Annotated in this window: 16 protein-coding genes and 1 pseudogene; 4 read left to right on the top strand and 13 right to left on the bottom strand. The window is 59.3% G+C overall.

The window, feature by feature from the left end; genetic code table 11:
* Window positions 1-70 precede the first annotated feature (70 nt).
* A complete protein-coding gene (locus EC915_RS06980) occupies window positions 71-1,396 on the top strand; it encodes a sigma-54 dependent transcriptional regulator (protein ID WP_133749800.1) in 1,326 nt (441 codons plus the stop codon).
* 146 nt (window positions 1,397-1,542) lie between these two features.
* On the opposite strand, the gene EC915_RS06975 is transcribed toward EC915_RS06980, so the two are convergent.
* From EC915_RS06975 to metE, 7 genes and pseudogenes are all read right to left on the bottom strand, one after another.
* Window positions 1,543-2,472: a PfkB family carbohydrate kinase gene (locus tag EC915_RS06975; protein WP_133749799.1), complete on the bottom strand. Its 930-nt coding sequence runs from the start codon at window positions 2,470-2,472 to the stop codon at window positions 1,543-1,545.
* A complete protein-coding gene (locus EC915_RS06970; RefSeq protein WP_133749798.1) occupies window positions 2,462-3,931 on the bottom strand; it encodes a cytosine permease in 1,470 nt (489 codons plus the stop codon). The genes EC915_RS06975 and EC915_RS06970 overlap by 11 nt, the downstream gene beginning before the upstream one ends.
* A gap of 175 nt (window positions 3,932-4,106) precedes the next feature.
* Window positions 4,107-5,123 (bottom strand): ADP-ribosylglycohydrolase family protein, encoded by a 1,017-nt coding sequence (locus EC915_RS06965; RefSeq protein ID WP_133749797.1) that lies wholly within the window; start codon window positions 5,121-5,123, stop codon window positions 4,107-4,109.
* A complete protein-coding gene (locus tag EC915_RS06960; RefSeq protein WP_166650937.1) occupies window positions 5,120-5,833 on the bottom strand; it encodes a GntR family transcriptional regulator in 714 nt (237 codons plus the stop codon). The genes EC915_RS06965 and EC915_RS06960 overlap by 4 nt, the downstream gene beginning before the upstream one ends.
* A 157-nt stretch (window positions 5,834-5,990) precedes the next feature.
* A complete protein-coding gene (locus EC915_RS06955) occupies window positions 5,991-6,668 on the bottom strand; it encodes a DsbA family oxidoreductase (RefSeq protein WP_133749795.1) in 678 nt (225 codons plus the stop codon).
* A 120-nt stretch (window positions 6,669-6,788) separates the two neighbouring features.
* Window positions 6,789-6,974: pseudogene (locus tag EC915_RS25155) on the bottom strand (hypothetical protein); the annotation flags it as partial.
* An 8-nt stretch (window positions 6,975-6,982) separates the two neighbouring features.
* Complete coding sequence (gene metE, locus EC915_RS06950; protein WP_133749794.1) at window positions 6,983-9,301, bottom strand: 5-methyltetrahydropteroyltriglutamate--homocysteine S-methyltransferase; 2,319 nt, start codon at window positions 9,299-9,301, stop codon at window positions 6,983-6,985.
* 107 nt (window positions 9,302-9,408) lie between these two features.
* Between metE and metR the strand changes: the two genes are divergently transcribed.
* Window positions 9,409-10,326 carry a transcriptional regulator MetR gene (gene metR, locus EC915_RS06945; RefSeq protein ID WP_133749793.1) on the top strand — a complete coding sequence of 306 codons (918 nt, stop codon included), beginning with the start codon at window positions 9,409-9,411 and terminating at the stop codon, window positions 10,324-10,326.
* 52 nt (window positions 10,327-10,378) lie between these two features.
* Here the strand turns inward: metR and EC915_RS06940 are convergent, their stop codons facing one another.
* The 3 genes from EC915_RS06940 to EC915_RS06930 form a co-directional block, all read right to left on the bottom strand.
* Entirely contained in the window at window positions 10,379-10,789 is a 411-nt protein-coding gene (locus EC915_RS06940; protein ID WP_133749792.1) for an NUDIX domain-containing protein, read from the bottom strand.
* Complete coding sequence (gene ddlA / locus EC915_RS06935) at window positions 10,786-11,877, bottom strand: D-alanine--D-alanine ligase (protein WP_133749791.1); 1,092 nt, start codon at window positions 11,875-11,877, stop codon at window positions 10,786-10,788. The genes EC915_RS06940 and ddlA overlap by 4 nt, the downstream gene beginning before the upstream one ends.
* A gap of 211 nt (window positions 11,878-12,088) precedes the next feature.
* Window positions 12,089-12,343 carry a type B 50S ribosomal protein L31 gene (locus EC915_RS06930; RefSeq protein WP_133749790.1) on the bottom strand — a complete coding sequence of 85 codons (255 nt, stop codon included), beginning with the start codon at window positions 12,341-12,343 and terminating at the stop codon, window positions 12,089-12,091.
* 201 nt (window positions 12,344-12,544) lie between these two features.
* Between EC915_RS06930 and EC915_RS06925 the strand changes: the two genes are divergently transcribed.
* Window positions 12,545-12,910 (top strand): hypothetical protein, encoded by a 366-nt coding sequence (locus tag EC915_RS06925; protein WP_133749789.1) that lies wholly within the window; start codon window positions 12,545-12,547, stop codon window positions 12,908-12,910.
* 205 nt (window positions 12,911-13,115) lie between these two features.
* Here the strand turns inward: EC915_RS06925 and EC915_RS06920 are convergent, their stop codons facing one another.
* From EC915_RS06920 to EC915_RS06910, 3 genes are read right to left on the bottom strand one after another with little or no spacing between them, the layout of a single operon-like run.
* Window positions 13,116-14,696 carry a glycosyltransferase family 39 protein gene (locus tag EC915_RS06920; protein ID WP_166650936.1) on the bottom strand — a complete coding sequence of 527 codons (1,581 nt, stop codon included), beginning with the start codon at window positions 14,694-14,696 and terminating at the stop codon, window positions 13,116-13,118.
* Window positions 14,689-15,627 (bottom strand): glycosyltransferase family 2 protein, encoded by a 939-nt coding sequence (locus tag EC915_RS06915; protein WP_133749787.1) that lies wholly within the window; start codon window positions 15,625-15,627, stop codon window positions 14,689-14,691. The genes EC915_RS06920 and EC915_RS06915 overlap by 8 nt, the downstream gene beginning before the upstream one ends.
* Window positions 15,624-15,995, bottom strand: a complete 372-nt coding sequence (locus EC915_RS06910) for a GtrA family protein (RefSeq protein WP_166650935.1) — start codon at window positions 15,993-15,995, stop codon at window positions 15,624-15,626. Before EC915_RS06910 ends, EC915_RS06915 begins: the two co-directional genes overlap by 4 nt.
* 300 nt (window positions 15,996-16,295) lie before the next feature.
* On the opposite strand from EC915_RS06910, the gene EC915_RS06905 reads away from it, so the two are divergent.
* Window positions 16,296-17,447 carry an OpgC domain-containing protein gene (locus EC915_RS06905; RefSeq protein ID WP_133749785.1) on the top strand — a complete coding sequence of 384 codons (1,152 nt, stop codon included), beginning with the start codon at window positions 16,296-16,298 and terminating at the stop codon, window positions 17,445-17,447.
* Window positions 17,448-18,053: the final 606 nt, after the last annotated feature.

Raw genomic sequence — 18,053 nt, 5'->3', positions numbered from 1 at the left:
ACTGGTCACCCGTTACAGGAAGATCAGTGATCGACCCCCGTGACTTCAAATGCTTTGGATGAGCAATGCCATGAACACTGAACTGACCGTCCTCATCGTCGAAGATGACCCTCATGTCTTGCTGGGCTGTCAGCAGGCGCTGGCGCTGGAAGATATTCACAGCCAGGGCGTGGGCAGCGCCGAGGAGGCGCTGGCGATGGTGGGTGACAACTTCGCCGGCATCGTCATCAGCGACATTCGGCTGCCGGGCATGGACGGGCTGGAATTGCTCAAGCGCCTGAAAGAGCGCGACCGAACCTTGCCGGTGGTGCTGATTACCGGCCACGGTGATGTATCGATGGCCGTGGGCGCCATGCGCGACGGCGCTTACGACTTCATGGAAAAGCCCTTCTCCCCCGAGCGGCTGGTGGATGCTGCCCGACGTGCGCTGGAACAACGTGGCCTGGCGCGGGAAGTCTGGTCGCTGCGGCGTCAACTGGCCGAGCGCGATTCGCTGGAAGGCAAGATCATCGGTCGCTCGGCGGCCATGCAGAACCTGCGCGCCTTGATCGCCAACGTTGCCGACACCTCGGCCAACGTGCTGATCGAGGGCGAAACCGGCACTGGCAAAGAATTGGTCGCCCGCTGCCTGCACGACTTCAGTCGTCGCCACGCCCATCAATTCGTCGCGCTGAACTGCGGCGGGCTGCCGGAGAACCTGTTCGAAAGCGAAATCTTCGGCCATGAAGCCAATGCCTTCACGGGAGCCGGCAAGCGCCGCATCGGCAAGATCGAGCATGCCCATAACGGCACGCTATTCCTTGATGAAGTGGAAAGCATGCCGATCAACCTGCAGATCAAATTGCTGCGGGTGTTGCAGGAGCGCACCCTGGAGCGCCTGGGTTCGAACCAGAGCGTGGCCGTGGATTGCCGGGTGATCGCTGCCACCAAATCCGACCTAAACCAACTGAGCAAGGCCAGTCAGTTTCGCAGCGACCTGTACTACCGCCTCAACGTCGTGACGCTGGAGCTGCCCTCCTTACGCGAACGTCGCGAAGACATCCTGCAACTGTTCGAGCACTTTCTGCAGCTCTCTTCCCTGCGTTTTGATCGCGAACCGCCACAGTTGGACTCGCACACCCTGTCATCACTGATGAGCCACGACTGGCCGGGCAACGTGCGCGAACTGCGCAACGTCGCCGAGCGTTACGCGCTGGGCCTGCCCGCGTTCAACAAATCCGGGACGATGGTCAGCACACAGAGCCTGGGATTCTCTGAAGCGGTGGAAGCGTTCGAAAAGAATCTGCTCACTGAAGCCTTGCAACGCAGTGGCGGGAACCTGAGCCAGGCCAGCCAGGAGTTGGGCATGGCCAAGACCACCCTGTTCGACAAGGTGAAGAAATACGGGCTCGGTTGACGCTTGGGTATGTGACTTTTCAGCGCCACCGGCCCGGCGAATCAATGTGACCTCAGTGAGAGCGAATTCATTCTCGATGAGGTGTTTCAGTCCATGGCCCTGTGTCGACTGAACTGGCCAAGCGCGGATGAATTCGCTGCCACCGGTTAATCGATACTGGCCTTGAGCAAAGCGTCAACCTCACCGGCCATCGGTGCCGTCGCAGGCCCCCAACGGGTGACGGCGATGGCCGCTGCTGCATTGGCCCGTAAAGCCGCCTGATGCGCCGAAAATCCCGCAGCCAGTCCTGCCAGCAACACCCCGGCATGAGCATCGCCCGCGCCGTTGGTGTCGATGGCGGTCACCGGGAAACCCTGCACATGCTGCGTGTCACCGCCTTGCCTGATCCAGCAGCCCTGCGGCCCGTCACGTACGACGATCAGCGCATCATCGTTCAGCCACTGCGCCAGTTGAGCCAGCGCATCGGGAATGGTTTCGCAGCCAGTGAAACGCAATGCCTCCTCGCCGTTACTGGTCCACAGCGTGATCAGTGGCAGCACCGCCTGCATCTCGATGCTGTCCGGCGTGTTCACCAGCGGACCCGGATCGAACACCACGCTCGCCCCTTCAGGCAACTCGCGAAGCCACTCCAGTAGCGTCCAGACCTTATGCTTGTGCAGCAGGCTGTAGCCACTGACAAAGACGTAATCCTCCGACTGCACGACAGTGCTGAACAAATCCCGCCCGGACAATCCCCCTTCTGCGCCAACGTAAGAAATGAAAGAGCGCTCGGCCGACGGCTCGATCAACGCGACCGATAGCCCGGTGTCCTGTTCGTCTGATGCCGGCACTGCGATGGCGATGCCTTCTGCCAGCATGGCCTGGCGCGCCAGATCACCGAAGCGGCCCTTGCCATGGCGACCAAGGTAGAACGTCTGCAGACCATTGCGGCAGGCAGCGGCCATCACATTGAAACCACCGCCCGTCTCGAACGTTGCCGAACTGGCGAGGACATCGCCCCCCGAGCGCGGCAAGGCATCGAGCGCCATGACCAGATCAACGACGACCTGGCCGGTGTAGAGCAATCTAGCGGGCATGAGCAGCCTCTTCGGTGACGACGCGACGGTCGCGGGAGCCGCCGAGGATGGCGTACAGGCCGCCGGCGACGATGAACGTCACAATCCAGCCCAGACCGTTATGACCGAACCAGGAGTCGGAAAGAAAGCCCTTGAACAAGACATTTTCCGGTGTGGTGGCGACCGTGGTGAAGCTGAAACCAAGCACGATGGCCAGCGCCCAGGCACCCAGCGCACGCCACTCCACACCGCCGCTGTACCAATAAGCGCTGCGCGGCGAGACGTCCATGAGGTCTTTGGCGCTGTACACGTGGCGATGAATCAGATCGACAACGAAGATGCCCACCCACGCCGTGATCGGCACCGCCAGCATCGAAATGAACGTAATGAACGGACCATAGAAACTGTCGGCGAACAACATGAAGTAGATCGAACCGGCGAAGATCGCCACGATGTCGACAATGACCGCGTGCACACGCTTGATCTTCAAGCCCAGGGTCAAGGTGGTCAGGCCCGCCGAGTACACCGACAGGTTGTTCGACAGCAGCAAGCCGCCGAAGGCAGTGATCAAATAGGGCACAGCCATCCAGGTAGGCAGCAGCTCGCGAATGGCAATGATCGGGTCGGTGGCCGACGCCAGATGATCGTTGCCGACCGACAGCAGACCGCCCAGGGTGATCAACAGCACCAGCGGGATACCCGCGCCGAAGGCCGCCGACGCCACAAGCCCGGCAGCCCTGACGCTGCGGTGCTGATAGCGCGACATGTCGGCGCCGGCGTTGGCCCAGCCGATACCTGTACCGGCCGCCATGGTGCCGACACCGATGATCATCGCGCTCACCGGTGCCGGGGCGGCACTGAACACAGCGTTCCAATCGATGTGTGCGATCAGGAAACCGCCCACCACAATATTCAGCGCGCCGAAAATGTAAGTCGCCCATTTCTGGATGACCAGCAACGTCGCATGTCCCAGCCCCGAAACCGTAAGGGTCAGCAGCACAAAAATGCCAATGAATAGCAGCGTAAGGGCTGGCGCACTTTTGGCCTCGACCGGTGTGCCAAACAGAATGGAGCACAGCGACAGCAGCACGAACGCCGCCGTGGTGGTATTGACCGTTTCCCACCCCAGGCGAGACATCAGTGACACGATGGTCGGACCGATATTGCCGCGTACGCCGAAAATGGCACGAGACAGTGTCAGGCTCGGCGCGCGACCTCGACGGCCCGCGATGGAGATCACCCCGACCACGGCGAAGGAGCCCGCCGCGCCGAGGATCGCCACGATGATGGCTTGCCCGATCGACAGCCCGCGAAAGGCCACCAGGGTTGCGCCAAGGGGCAGGCCGAGGATGCTGATATTGGCCGCGAACCAGACCCAGAACAGCTGCAGCGGATGGCCGTTGCACTCGTTTTCCGGAACCGGCTCGATGCCGCGTGTTTCAAGCTGTCCTGCGCCTTGGGTGGCGTTGGATGATGTCATGGGAATGCTCCTGATGCCGTTTGTTCTGGTTGTGGGCAGTATGCAAAGCAAGCGACGTCCGTGTCGGAGGGGACGCTTGATCCCTTCGCAGAGTCAGCGAACCCCGGATCGCCAGTTTTTAAGGGCGATGCAGAGATCTCTTATTCAATTCGGTACATGGACGCGCCAACGTCGGTCAGATCGTACGTAAAGACAGCAACTGCTCGACCAATGGGGAGAGCGCCAGGCCATTCACGGTCCTGATTTGCTCAATGAGTTCGACCGGCCAGGCCGACATGCCTTGGGAGGCACCCAGCATCGCGCCGAGAATGGCCGCGATGGTGTCTGTATCGCCGCCAAGGCTGGCCGCCATGCACAGTGCATCGAAAGCCGGCAATTGGCCGCAAGCGACTTGATGCGCGAGGGCGAATGCAGAGATGACCGACTCCTGAGACGCCACCGAGGTACCGATGACGTCGTAGATCAAGTCCGGCAACTGGTCATTGCTGACACCTGCGCAGAGGCGCTTTGCCCAGACGATTCTGGCCGAGATCCGCGCGCCGGCGATCCAGTACCCATGAGACTCGGCAAGCAGGGCAATGCGTGAACCGATGTCCAGTGCCTGGCTGAGGCTGACGCCATTGATCCCGGCTGAAATCACGGCCGCAACGGCCGCCGCGCTGGAAATCCCCAGCGTCGTGTTATGTGTCACCTGGCAGGCCTGAATCACGGATTCGATGAACCGCTGTTCATTGAGCACGTCCGCTGCGATACCCACTGGCGCGATGCGCATTGCCGCGCCATTGGTAGTGCCGAAACGCCCGGCCTCTTCGGGGGTATGGCCTGCCAGAATCATTTCAATCGCGCGCTTGGTGGACGGGCCAAGCAGATCTTGCGAGCCTTTGGCCTGCATTACCGCTTCCCAATCGATCAGACCCTGCGCCAGGTCCGATGGCTGAATGCGCCCTGCCCCGGTCACCAGAAGCTCCGCGACGAGCACGGCCTGCTCGGTGTCATCGGTGATCGACCCGGCGGCCATGTTCGGCGCAATAGGCTGGTCGGCGTCGGCGGCGGTCAATGTGGTGATCTGGCCGAAGCGTTGCTTGATCTGCTTGCGACTGAGCGATTGCGTAGGCATGCCCAGCGCGTCGCCCAGGGCCAGTCCGTAAAATGCGGCCAAAGCACGGTCGCGCGTGTCGATCAAAGCGGTCATGTAGACGATCCAAATGCCAGATGCAGTCGAAAATGCACGGGGTCCAGCAAACTTTCCACGTGCTCCATGAAACGTTGGCGGCGATCGAACGTGGTACGACTCGCCTTGAGAAAAACAGTGCCAGGTTCGCGCGACATCAATTCGGCATCGTCGCGATTGAGCGGTTCGGCGCCGATCCATTGATCGCCCCGGTCACCGACATAGCCATGGGCCGCCATGGTCACGGTCAGTGAGTCGTCGATCAGGCCGTCGCGCGGCAAATTCTCCAGGCCGTTTAGCGCAGGAATCAGCACCCGCTCCAGTGACACCACACTGCCGCCGGCGGCCGTGCGGCGGCGATCCAGCGCAATGAAATCAGCGGTGCCGAACCTCACGGCAAGGTCCGGGCGCTGCACTGCAATCAATTGCAGAATTTCGGTAGTGACCCTGGCACCCGTGTCAGCCAATGCCTGCGCCCAGCCAGCGTGCTGATCCAGGGAAATACCGTCGTAGGTCACAATTGAACCGACGCCTATCTGCGTCGCAATGTAGTTACGGCGCTTGAGTTCGGACAACGCCTCTCGCAACGTGCCACGACTGACATTGAACTCCTGAGCGAGCAGGTTTTCGCCTGGCAGCAATTCTCCCGATCCCATCAAACCGGTCTCTATGCGGCGGGTGAGCTCATCGATCACGCGTTGTTTCTTGTCAAAACGAACCTGTTTAATCATGTACAAATTGATATCCGAAAAGAGCTTGCTAGAGCAAGTTATTTTTAAAGCGCAACCAGAAATTTGTTACTTCTGTTACGTCAGATTGCGAGCCCTGCCCATGCGCACTCAGGACATCAAGGCCTTTTGGGAGCGCGCCTGCTCGCAACAGCGTTGCTCAGCGTAGCTCATCAACAGGATTGATGACGTTTGACTGCTCGCTGATGATCTGACGAATCGCGCCAACGAACACGTCCACCGGCTGACCGCCCGACACGGCGTATTGATCGTTGAAGACCATCGTCGGTACCGAACTGACGCCACGGGACACCCACAGCTGCTCCAGTTCCCGCACCTCTGCGGCGTACTCACCCGAGGCAAGCACTTTTTCAGCACGCCCGATCTCAAGCCCGACTCTGCGAGCGAGATCGGCCAGCACCTTATGGCTGGAAACATCGGCATGCTGGCTGAAATACGCCGTGAACAGCGCTTCTTTCAACGCCTGCTGCTTGCCTTCCAGTTGAGCCCAATGCAGCAATCGATGGGCATCGAACGTGTTGTAGATACGCCGATCGCCCGGCGTAAAGACGAACCCCAACTCAGCGCCGCGCTGCCGGATATTTTCAGCGTTGTCCTGAAATTGCTCGCGGGTGGAGCCATATTTTTCGGCGATGTGCTCGAAGATCTCTTGACCGTCCGGGCCCATTTTTGGATTCAGCTCGAACGGCTGAAAGTGAATCTGCGCCTGCACCTCGTCTCCCAGATGCTCAAGCGCCTGATCCAGCGCGCGCAAGCCGATGATGCACCAGGGGCAGGAAACGTCAGAGATGAAATCGATTTTCAGCGCAGTGCTCATGGCAATCTCGTACAAAAGAGGGAATTTGCACGATACGTTGAAGCCGAGACGATGGGGATACGCGGCAGGCGCATGAGCCGGCGTATCATCCCGGCAGCTTCAAGCGGCAAGTGTCAAATTTCAAGCCAATCGCGCGTTGAACACGGTGGGCTTAAGCCTTGAAGCTTGCTGCCTGAAACCGTTTCCCCCTGGTGTTGGGCGATGCGGCAAGCCCTGGCGATGTTCTCGCAGGTACGGCAACACCGCCGCCAGCAAGCGCGCCTTGGAGGCCTGCTGAAAACGATGAGCTGACCATGGAGTCAGCTTCCATAGGGTTACGCGTTACGCCAGTTCGCGCGCAGCTGTCGAGCCGCCGCCACCATGTTGACTAGCGCCGCTTCGGTTTCAGGCCAAGCGCGAGTTTTCAGGCCGCAATCCGGGTTGACCCACAGTCGATCAGCCGGGATCCGCTGCACCGCCTTGCTCAGCAATTTGACCATCTCGGCCTTGTCAGGCACCCGCGGCGAATGAATGTCGTACACGCCGGGGCCAATGTCGTTCGGGTAATCGAAGGCTTTGAAAGCCTCCAGCAATTCCATGTCCGAGCGCGACGTTTCAATGGTAATCACGTCAGCATCCATCGCCGCGATAGACTCGATCACGTCATTGAACTCGCTGTAGCACATGTGCGTGTGAATCTGCGTTTCATCACGCACCCCCGAAGCGCAAAGCCGGAAAGCCTCGACCGCCCAGTCCAGGTACTCGCTCCACTGCGCGCGACGCAGCGGCAAGCCTTCACGGAACGCCGCTTCATCGATCTGCACAATCTTGATTCCGGCGCTTTCCAGGTCGACCACTTCGTCGCGAATCGCCAGCGCCAGCTGCTGTGCCTGCACTTTGCGCGACACGTCCTCGCGGGGGAAAGACCACATCAACATGGTCACAGGGCCGGTCAGCATGCCCTTCATCACCTTGTCGGTCAGGCTTTGGGCATACTCGATCCAGTTGACGGTCATCGCCTGCGGACGGCTTAAATCACCAACGATCACCGCTGGTTTCACGCAGCGCGAACCATAGCTCTGCACCCAGCCAAAACGGCTGAAGACATAACCGTCCAGCTGCTCGGCGAAGTATTCGACCATGTCGTTGCGCTCGGCCTCACCATGCACCAGCACATCCAGCCCCAGACGTTCCTGGATCTCTACCGCATGGCGAATCTCGCTGCGCATCGCATCGTTGTAGTCGTTGGCTGACAACCTGCCCTGCTTCCAGGACTGACGCGCCAGACGAATCGACGCTGTCTGTGGGAACGAGCCAATCGTGGTGGTCGGAAATGCAGGCAGATTCAGACGGGCACGCTGCGCCTCAATGCGCTGGGCGAAAGCCGACTGGCGCTGGCTGTCCGCTGCCGTAATCGCCGCCAGACGCGCCTGTACGGCAGGTTTGTGAATGCGCGGCGAGTGTTGGCGACTCAGCTGTACAGCGCGACTTTCGGCAAAGGCACTTTGAACGTGAGGCGCCTGAGGTTCATTGAGCGCAGCGCTGAGGACCGCGACTTCCGCGCACTTCTGCCTGGCGAAGGCCAGCCAGCTTTTCAGTTCGGCATCGAGCGCGTCTTCGCGCTCCAGATTGACCGGGCTGTGCAGCAGCGAGCACGACGCCGCGACCCAAAGGTTATCGGCAAAACGCAGTTGCGCATCGATCAGCAACGCGCGCGCCGCTGCCAGATCACACCGCCACACATTCCGGCCATTAACCACGCCCAGAGATAGCACCTTGTAAGTTGGCAGACGATCCAGCAGTGCCGGCAATTGCTCGGGAGCCCGCACCAGATCTACATGCAGGCCATCCACCGGCAGGGAGACCGCCAGACCCAGGTTGTCTTCGAGGCCGCCGAAATAGGTCGCGACGAGTTTTTTCAGCGGCGAATACTGCAGGCTGTGATAAGCGCGTTCGAAAGCGTTTTTCCAGTCCTGGGGCAGATCCAGACAAAGAACCGGCTCGTCGATCTGCACCCACTCCACACCCTGACCGGCCAGGCGCCCAAGTATTTCGCCATAAACCGGAAGCAGGCGATCAAGCAGTTCCAGTTTGTCAAAACTGTCGCCCTTGGCCTTGCCCAGCCACAGGTAAGTCAGCGGACCGATGATCACCGGCTTTACCTTGTGACCCAGCGCTTGAGCTTCTTCAACTTCGTCGAACAGTTGCTCCCAACTTAGTTTGAACACTTGATCCTGGGTGAACTCCGGGACCAGATAGTGGTAGTTGGTGTCGAACCACTTGGTCAACTCCTGCGCATATTGCGCCTTGCCATGGCTCCCGCCACAGCATGCGCTACTTGCACCGCGCGCCATGCCGAACAGGGTATCGAGGGTCGGCAAGCCTTTGTCGTCGCGCAGGCTGGAAAAGCGCTCCGCAATCACCCCGAACATCAAAGAGTGAGTCAAAACCTGGTCGTACCAAGCGAAATCACCTACAGGCAGCAAGTCGATACCGGCCTCTTTCTGCAACTGCCAGTGAGTGGCGCGCAGTTCACGTCCCACCGCTTGCAGTGCCGCTTGGTCGATATCACCTTTCCAGTACGCCTCAAGGGCTTTTTTCAATTCGCGATCAGCGCCGATGCGCGGAAATCCAAGGTTATGGGCCAAGGCCATGACAACTGCTCCATTCAAAATATGGCGCTATTGTCGACACCGGACGTAACATGAGACAAACTCATTGTTTTCTCGTCGATCACAAAATTCATTCATGGAGCGCTACGGTGCTTGAAATACGTCACCTGAAAACCCTGCATGCCTTGCGCGAGGCTGACAGTCTCGTGGACGCCGCCGACAGGCTGCATTTGACTCAGTCAGCGCTGTCCCACCAGTTCAAGGAGCTGGAAGAGCGCATGGGGATGCCCTTGTTCGTGCGCAAGAGCAAGCCGGTGCGTTTCACCAGTGCCGGACTGCGCCTGCTGCAACTGGCCGATTCGGTGCTGCCGCAGCTGCGCAGTGCCGAGCGTGACATTTCACGTCTGGCCGGTGGTGTCGCCGGACGTCTGCACATGGCCATCGAATGCCACAGCTGCTTTCAGTGGTTAATGCCGACCATCGACCAATTCCGCGACGCCTGGCCTGAAGTGGAACTGGATCTGGCGTCCGGTTTTGCCTTCGCTCCCCTGCCCGCGCTTGCCCGTGGTGATCTGGATCTGGTGGTAACCTCCGACCCGGTGGATCTACCAGGCATCACTTATGTGCCGCTGTTTACCTATGAAGCGATGCTGGCCGTCGCCAATCAACACCCGCTGGCGAGCAGGCCGTTCGTGGTACCCGAAGACCTGGCCAGCGAGACGCTGATCACCTACCCGGTGGAGCGCGACCGTCTGGATATTTTCACGCGCTTTCTGGAGCCCGCTGATGTCGAGCCGGTACAGGTGCGCACCTCTGAGCTGACAGTAATGATGATGCAGCTTGTCGCCAGTGGCCGCGGCGTGTGCGGGATGCCGCACTGGGCATTGCATGAATACAGTTCGCGCGGCTATGTGAAAGCCAAGCGACTGGGCGAAAAGGGACTGTTCGCCACGCTCTACGCCGGCATTCGCGCCGACATGCTGGATGCGCCTTACATGCGTGACTTTCTGCTGACGGCCAAGGACACGTCGTTTTCGACACTCGATGGAGTAAGCGCGGTGCGTTGAGCTCACGCCTTTTTGTGGGAGTGAGCGTGCTCGCTCCCACAGACGTCGGGCATTACGCCAGCGCCAGCGCCAGCGAACGATACAAAGGAAGGATCGAATCCCGGGTCAACGGCGCCAGATGCAGATGATCGACGCTACCCGCATCGACCCAGACGACCTCCTCTATCTCCGCCGCAGGCGCAACCGCCTGATCCACGTCCAGTCGGTACAACTGGCAATTGACCTCGAATCCCGGCTCGTTGGCAGCCACGGCGCAAAACTCCCCAAGAAACTGCGCCTGATCAGGCTCTATCAGCAGTCCCAACTCTTCGTGCAGTTCGCGAGCCAGTGCACGGGCAGCGGGCTCCCCCGCATCGATCTTGCCGCCCGGCTGCATGAAGGCCTGAGTGCCACGCTTGCGCACCAGCAAGGTTCTTCCGTCAGGCCCGATCAGCAACGCAGCGGCGATGCGAATAACCTTCACAGCACCACCTCGGTTTTCAGCACGCGGATCTCCTCGGCGCGCTCCAGTGCCAGCACAATCAGGCGGTCGATCAGTTGCGGATAGCTCAAACCACTGGCTTGCCAGAGTTTGGGGTACATGCTGATGGAGGTGAAACCCGGGAGGGTGTTGACTTCGTTGATGATGATTTGCCGCGCCTCGGTGACAAAGAAATCCACCCGCGACAAGCCGGCGCAGCCCAGTACGCGATAGGCCTGCAGCGCGACTTCGCGGACTTCGTCGGCCAGATCAGCGGGCAACTCGGCAGGGATCGCGATGCGTGCCTGCCCATCATTCAGGTACTTGGTGTCGTAGGCGTAGAACTCATCATTGGCGACCACTTCGCCACAAACGCTGACCTGCGGTTCATGGTTGCCCAGCACCGCGCATTCCACTTCACGCCCAACGATGCCCTGTTCCAGCACCACCTTGTTGTCGTAATCGAACGCCAGCTTCAAGGCCGCAGCATAGCTGGCTTCGTCGGTCACTTTGCTCACGCCGACCGAAGAGCCCTGGCTCGCCGGTTTCACGAACAGGGGCAACCCCAGTTGCGCAGAAACGCTGACGAAATCCACCGCCTCACCCCGGTGCAGAACCGCGAACGGTGCCACGGCAATCCCGGCATCGCGCAGCAGACGTTTGGTAACGTCCTTGTCCATGCACACCGCTGAGCCCAACACATCCGGGCCCACACATGGGATGTCGAGCAGACGCAACAGGCCCTGCAATGAGCCGTCTTCGCCGGAACTGCCATGAATCAGCGGGAAGACCACGTCGATGCGCGGCACTTCCAGCGCTGTTTCCACCTCAACAAATTGCGGCCCCTTGGCCCCCGGCAGCAGTGACAGAGGCCGGCCCGAGCCGCTCAGTTTGATGTGCGCAGGGTCGTCGGCGTTTTGCAGGTAATCGCGCTCGTCGAAACGCAGCCAATGGCCCTGCTTATCGATGCCGATCAAGGTAATGCTGTAGCTATTGCGATCAATCGCGTTGATCACGTTGCGCGCCGATTGCAACGACACTTCATGCTCGCAGGATTGCCCACCGAAAACGATGGCGACTGACTTTTTCAAAGGGGGATGCTCCTGGATTTCAGGTCGCAGAGCTAAAAGCAATTTGCGTGTTTAGTCCAGCCCCGAGGGCATCCGGTTGACGGAATGCAGGAGAAAGTCGGGAGGCTGGTCTTTGCCCCGGATATCGCCGTTAATGCTGATCTTCGAGCGCGCAAGTATCAGACGATACGACCGCGACTGGGTGCAGGCCCAACGCGCGGGTATACAGCCGTCATCTGGAGCCAAATCCGGCAAAACGCTTGTTGAACCCCGCGATACGGCCTTCTGTAGTGGTCTTGCGTTGCTGCCCCGTGTACCTCGGATGCGATGCGCTGCAGACATCTAACGCAACATGAGGGTAGGTATTACCATCGCTATGCTTATGCGTGCGATCAGTGTCGACGGTCGACCCGATCAAAAAGCACACATCGGCAGCGGTGTCGTGAAACAGCACCTGGCGGTAGGCGGGATGAATATCGGGTTTCATGATGCTCTCTAGAGCCAAACGAACAATAGATACGTTATATCGTGACAAAAAATAAGACTTCAACCACCGATTTTTTTGTAACCGTTACAACTTTCATCTTTGCTCAGACCTCAAGGGCCGCTAACGTTCGCGCCGCTGACATAAAGCACCGCCCGATGCCTGTCGGGAATGGAATACCCACTATCACCAGGAGGTTGTGCAATGCAGTTGATAGATCGCTATGAGCTGACCCTTCCGGGCCATATGCGGCTGGTCGATGCACGAAGCGCACTGAACTATCTCGAACGCTTCATCCAGAGTATCGACGGCCCGGTCGACAGCGAACTGCTGGAAGAAAAGATGGAGCCATTGGTCGAGGCGCTCAATGACGCAGCCGACGATGCGCGCCCGGTGAGCGGGGACGAAGCCTTTCAGCTCAAGGCATGTCAATGGGGGTATATCGCCCTTTCGCCCAAGGAGCGAAGCATGGTGCACCTTATCCGCTGCTGCAACGAGGAAGGAAAAGAGGACATCATGCGCCTGATTACCGAAACCCAACGATGCAAACCTCAGCCCGAGCCTCGGTAACGAATGGCAAGTGCCACCCCGAATCCGCCCCATCGATCCGCAAACGAGGTCTTTGAAGCAAAAAGGCGCGCCAGCCCAGCGCGTCGCTTTACATCGTACCGCTTCCTGAAAATCCATCCCGGGAATTTGCTCCTGACATGCAGCAAACGCGATCCGCTCGCGTGTGCCGTCCCGCAATTGGCCGATGGGTGTCCAGCCGAACGGGTCAGTGCGGTGGACAGGGCTTACTGCTCATGGGGTCAAGCGGGGCGTCGACCTCGTACAGCCTCACACGGTTATCGCCCAGTGTCTGAACATCTTCGAGCCGCCAGCGACATGGCAATGAAAGAAGGTAATCAGACGCGTCACTGCCGTCGACCAGCCAAACACGAGTGATATCAGGAGACAGACGGTCGAGACTCTCGATATAAAAGTCTGTGCTTTGAGCATCGTAAGGCGTCGTGAACGGACAATAAATCATGCATACCGCACCATCGGCGCGAGGCTCCGGGACGTATAACAGAGGCCTTGCGGCGCTGGTGTTGTAGTAGACCAGGCTGGAATACCAGTAGTAATTCAGGAGGATGATCTGATCGCCGGGCCGATATTGCTGGTTTATCAGCTTTGCAATCGCGTCGATGCGCTCCTGGGTGGGCCGCCCATCGGCGTTGGTGTAGTCGTACTCGCCGTACAGATTGTGAATGCCCGTCGCTTCGACGCCCGCCATGGCCACGAAGCCGACGACAGTCAGCCAGCGATGATCGCGCATCAGGTGGTCCAGACTTACCCCCAGAAGCATTGGCAAAGCCAGCGCCGAAAACAGGAAATAACGCGGCACGAACAGCGGAAACTGCAATGACACGACCCACATCATCAGCAACGGCGCCCAGAAATAGATCACGAGAAGCCTGCCGGCACGCTGCGGTTGCTGGTCGCGAGCAAGGCAGTAGGCACAGATGGTCATCAGGGCCAGCGGTAGTCCCCAATAGAGCGGTGCAGGCAATGCTGTGCCGTTTTGCAGAATCAGGTACTGCCAGAGGGCCGAGGGGATGGAGTAGAGCGTCACCGGCTTGATCCAGCCCAGATTGCTTGAATGGGCGAGTTGAGCGATCAGTACCGGTAGCCAGGGCAGGAACAGCAAAGCGGTTGCCAGATTGGCCATCCACCATGCTGGATGAAGCACAGGCCGACGCACGTTCGATGCCTTGGGCAAGGTCAGCAAGTACAGCCAGTGCGTCATGACGCCGACCATCGCAAAGTAATGGGTGTACAGCCCTGCGGCGACCAACACCGAGTACGCGGCCAGGCACCACCGTCGTTCCGGCCTTCTGACCCAGTACACCAACGCAATGGTTGCGCCGGTCATCCATACGCTCAGTAATGCGTACATACGCATTTCATGACTGTAGCGAATGGCTATCGGCAGCAGCGCAAGAAATATGCCGGCGAACAAGGTAGCGCGTCGCGTGGCGAGCAACCTGGTCAGCCACATCCCGAGGCCCACTGCGATCACGCCGGCACATGCACTCAAGGCGCGCATGGACACCAACTCACTGCCGAACAACCCGATCCACCCTTTCAAGCAGTAGTAATAGAGGGGTGGGTGCACGTCAGCGCCGGACAGCGACCCTATCCGCGCAGGCGGGTGAGTGCTCATGACCATGCTGTACGCTTCGTCGTACCAAAGGGCGGCCCAGTCCAGACGATAAAAGCGCATCCCTGCGGCCAGCAGCAGAATCAGGACCCAGCCCAGAGGTTCAGACAAGCGCGTGCCGGGACGCAAAACGCGTGGAAAATCGTTACTCACCCGGCCCTCCATGTCTGATGATTTGCTTCACCACATACCGTGGCCGGTGCTTGCTCTCCAGGTAAATCCTGCCTATGTATTCGCCCATGATGCCGATACCGATCAGCTGTATGCCGCCCAGAAACAGAATCGACACCATCAGCGAGGAATAACCCGGCACGGGATTTCCGTTGATGGCATACCGCAGCATCAGGCACACCGCGTACATCAAAGCGCAAAACGAGATCGCGCCCCCGATGTAGCTCCATACCCGCAACGGCACGGTGCTGAATGAGGTCACGCCGTCCAGCGCCAGATTCCACAGTTTCCACACGCTGAACTTGCTGATACCCGCAGCTCTTGGGGCACGGTCGTATTCAACCGTGACGGTGTCGAACCCCGCCCAGGACAATATGCCCTTCATGAACATCTGCTGCTCGGGCATGCCCTTGATGACCTCCACGACCTTGCGGTCAAGCAAGCGAAAGTCGCCAACGTTTTCTTCGATCCGCGTCGTCGAGATCCGGCGCAAGACCTTGTAGAACAGCGCTGCGGAATGTCGTTTGAAGAAGCTGTCTTCGCTGCGGTGCCGACGCTTGGCGAGAACAATCTCGGCTCCCCCGCGCCAGGCCTCGATAAGTTGCGCAATCACGCTGACCGGATCCTGAAGATCGACATCCACGGGGATCACCGCATCGCCAGTCGCATGTTCGAGGCCTGCGAACAAGGCTGCTTCCTTGCCGAAGTTGCGTGAAAAGGTCAGCAGCACGACGTTGGGATCAGCCTCCACGAGGGACCTGGCGATGCGATTCGTTGCGTCCCGGCTGCCGTCATCGATGAAAACGATCTCGATCAACCAGCGCTGCAGTTGCGGATCATCGAGGACAGCCTGATAGAACAGCCCCAGGGCATGCTGCTCGTTGAAGAGCGGTACCACCAGGGAGACTTTCATTGCGCGCTCCGGCCGAATACCACTTGCCTGGCAAAGGTAAACCCCAGCACCAGACTCATGCCTGTGAACACCACCAGCGTTGCGATGGGCGGCCAGGCAAGCGCGTCTCCAAGCGCGCCGACACACAGGCTCACAAGCCCCATGAAGGCGCAATAGGCACAGTAACGTCGCCAGGATCGGTGGGCGTGGAAGGTAAAATGCGCGTTAAGGACAAAGGAAAGCGAGACGGCCGCGAGAAACCCGACCAGATTGCTGCTGGCCTGGGACAGCCCCCACAGCCGCTGAAGGCCGAAGAAGACCAGACCATGCAAGCCCGTGTTGAAAAGCCCTACCAGGCAATAGCGTGCGAAGCCGTGCAGCGCTGTCATGATCCACATTCCATGTCTGTGGCCGTCGTGCTCAACCGCTGACCCGGTTCGGCGTCGGATCATAAACTCTTTCACTGAAGTGAAGCTTCTGGCGATTGCTTCTGCACGACCGCCTGTCGGTCGCCACAACCTTCCCAGCGCAGCGTGCCCGGTGCTGGAGACATTCTGTAATACGCATCCTTTGCATTTTTGTTACGAAACCGCCACCCTGCGCGCCGCCGATCAGCCCCCCTGGCCGGTGTTGAACCAAGGTCAGATATGACCCTCTTTTCTACACAGACTTTCAAAGAGTTCACCGTCATGACGAACGGACGCGACCCTCGAATCGACTTCTTTCGAGGTCTGGCGCTGATCTTCATTTTTTGGGATCACGTACCGGATAACCCCTTGGCGCAGCTGACCCTGCGCAACTTCGGCTTTAGCGATGCCGCCGAGGTGTTCGTGTTTCTGGCCGGTTATGCCGCTGTCCTGGCGTATGGCCGCGTCGCACAGCGTGACGGTTATGTCGTCGCCTGCGTACGTATCCTGCGCCGTACATGGGTGTTATACGTGGCGCACATCTTCCTGCTGACGCTGCTGATGGGGATTGTTTTCGTTGCCAATAACCATGTCGAAACCCGCGACATGGTGCACGAAATGGGTTTGCAACATTTTGTCGGCAATCCCCAGCAAGCGCTGGCGGACGAATTACTGCTGCGCTTCAAGCCCAACCTGACCGACCCCCTGCCGCTGTACATCCTGCTGATGGGCGCCCTGCCGCTGCTGCTGCCGGTCATGTTGCGCAATGCGACTATCGCGGTCGGGCTGTCGATTTCGCTGTACCTGATGGTGCCGTTGTTCGGCTGGAACCTGCGCGCCTATGAAGGCGGCGGTTATTGGTATTTCAACCCGGTGGCGTGGCAGCTGATTTTCGTACTCGGCGGCGCCTTTGCGATGTACACCCAAAAGCCTGCCAACGCGCCACTCCAGACACGCCCGCTCTGGCAGCAACCGCAGTTCATGCTTGCGGCGGCTTATCTGGTGCTCGCAGGCACCATCGCTTTGCTGTGGAAATTCCCCGCCGTGCACGACGCCCTGCTGCCCAAGGCGTTGACCGGCCTGATTTACCCGATCAGCAAGACCGACCTCTCGCCGCTGCGCCTGCTGCACTTCGTGGCACTGGTGTACGTCGTGGCGAAAATCCTGCCGTCCTCCCATGCATGGCTGAATAACTGGCCCGCCCAGCAAGCCTGTCGTATGGGCCGTTACTCGCTGGAAATCTTCTGCCTGGGCGTGCTGCTGGCGCCGTTGGCCGACATGGTTAATGCGCTGGCCGATGACGCGTGGCAGATGCGAGTGATCACGGCGTTGCTGGGGCTGGGAATCATGCTGCTGTTGTCCAACTGGCTGGAGTTGAACAAGCGCCTGGGGCAGCCGAAAGCGGTGCAAGCGATTGGCGTCGGATTGAACTAGAAGCACCTCTTGCTCAAGGATCAATGTCTGCGGGACTTGTTCAAGAAGCGCGCATTCGCTGCGCGCCTGGCCCATGCGCCTTCCGTTGACAAATCCTTCCCCCTCCCCGCCCAGCGGTTTAAAACGTTACGTGGAAGCCTGGTACAGCTCGCCATTTCTCTCGCGGAAAGCTGAGAACCGTAATGCAAACGCACTACCTCCCGCAGCAAGCGTGGCTCAATCCTGATTCTCATGAAACTCCAGTCGTACGTCTGAATGGCAGGCAATACCTGCCCCTCGGCGTTGGCAGCCGATAGAGGGACGCTGACAACCGCAGACGTGTGGCCTGCTTCATCTATCAAAGGGCTCGGCGTTGCTGCTCCGAGCCCTTTGTGCATCCAGTGTTTGGTTTTTAATAGGCTCGTTCTGCGATGTACGCCCCTGTGTTTATTGGTGTCGCCGGGCACGGCCTGTGTACGCAAACTTCAGTGTGTACGGTCCATGAGAAGGTCTACACACGCTTGCTGTGCTAGCCAGCGCTGCGTTGGGTTTTCGCGTCACCTCTAACGAGGATCCGCTGGTTGAAGTGATGTACGCGATCAAACTCATCCACGCGCATACAAAACG

Source organism: Pseudomonas sp. LP_7_YM (assembly GCF_004364435.1).
Classification (GTDB): domain Bacteria; phylum Pseudomonadota; class Gammaproteobacteria; order Pseudomonadales; family Pseudomonadaceae; genus Aquipseudomonas.
The sequence above is the reverse complement of the archived record's forward strand: the minus strand, read 5'-3'. Positions and strand labels throughout refer to the sequence as shown.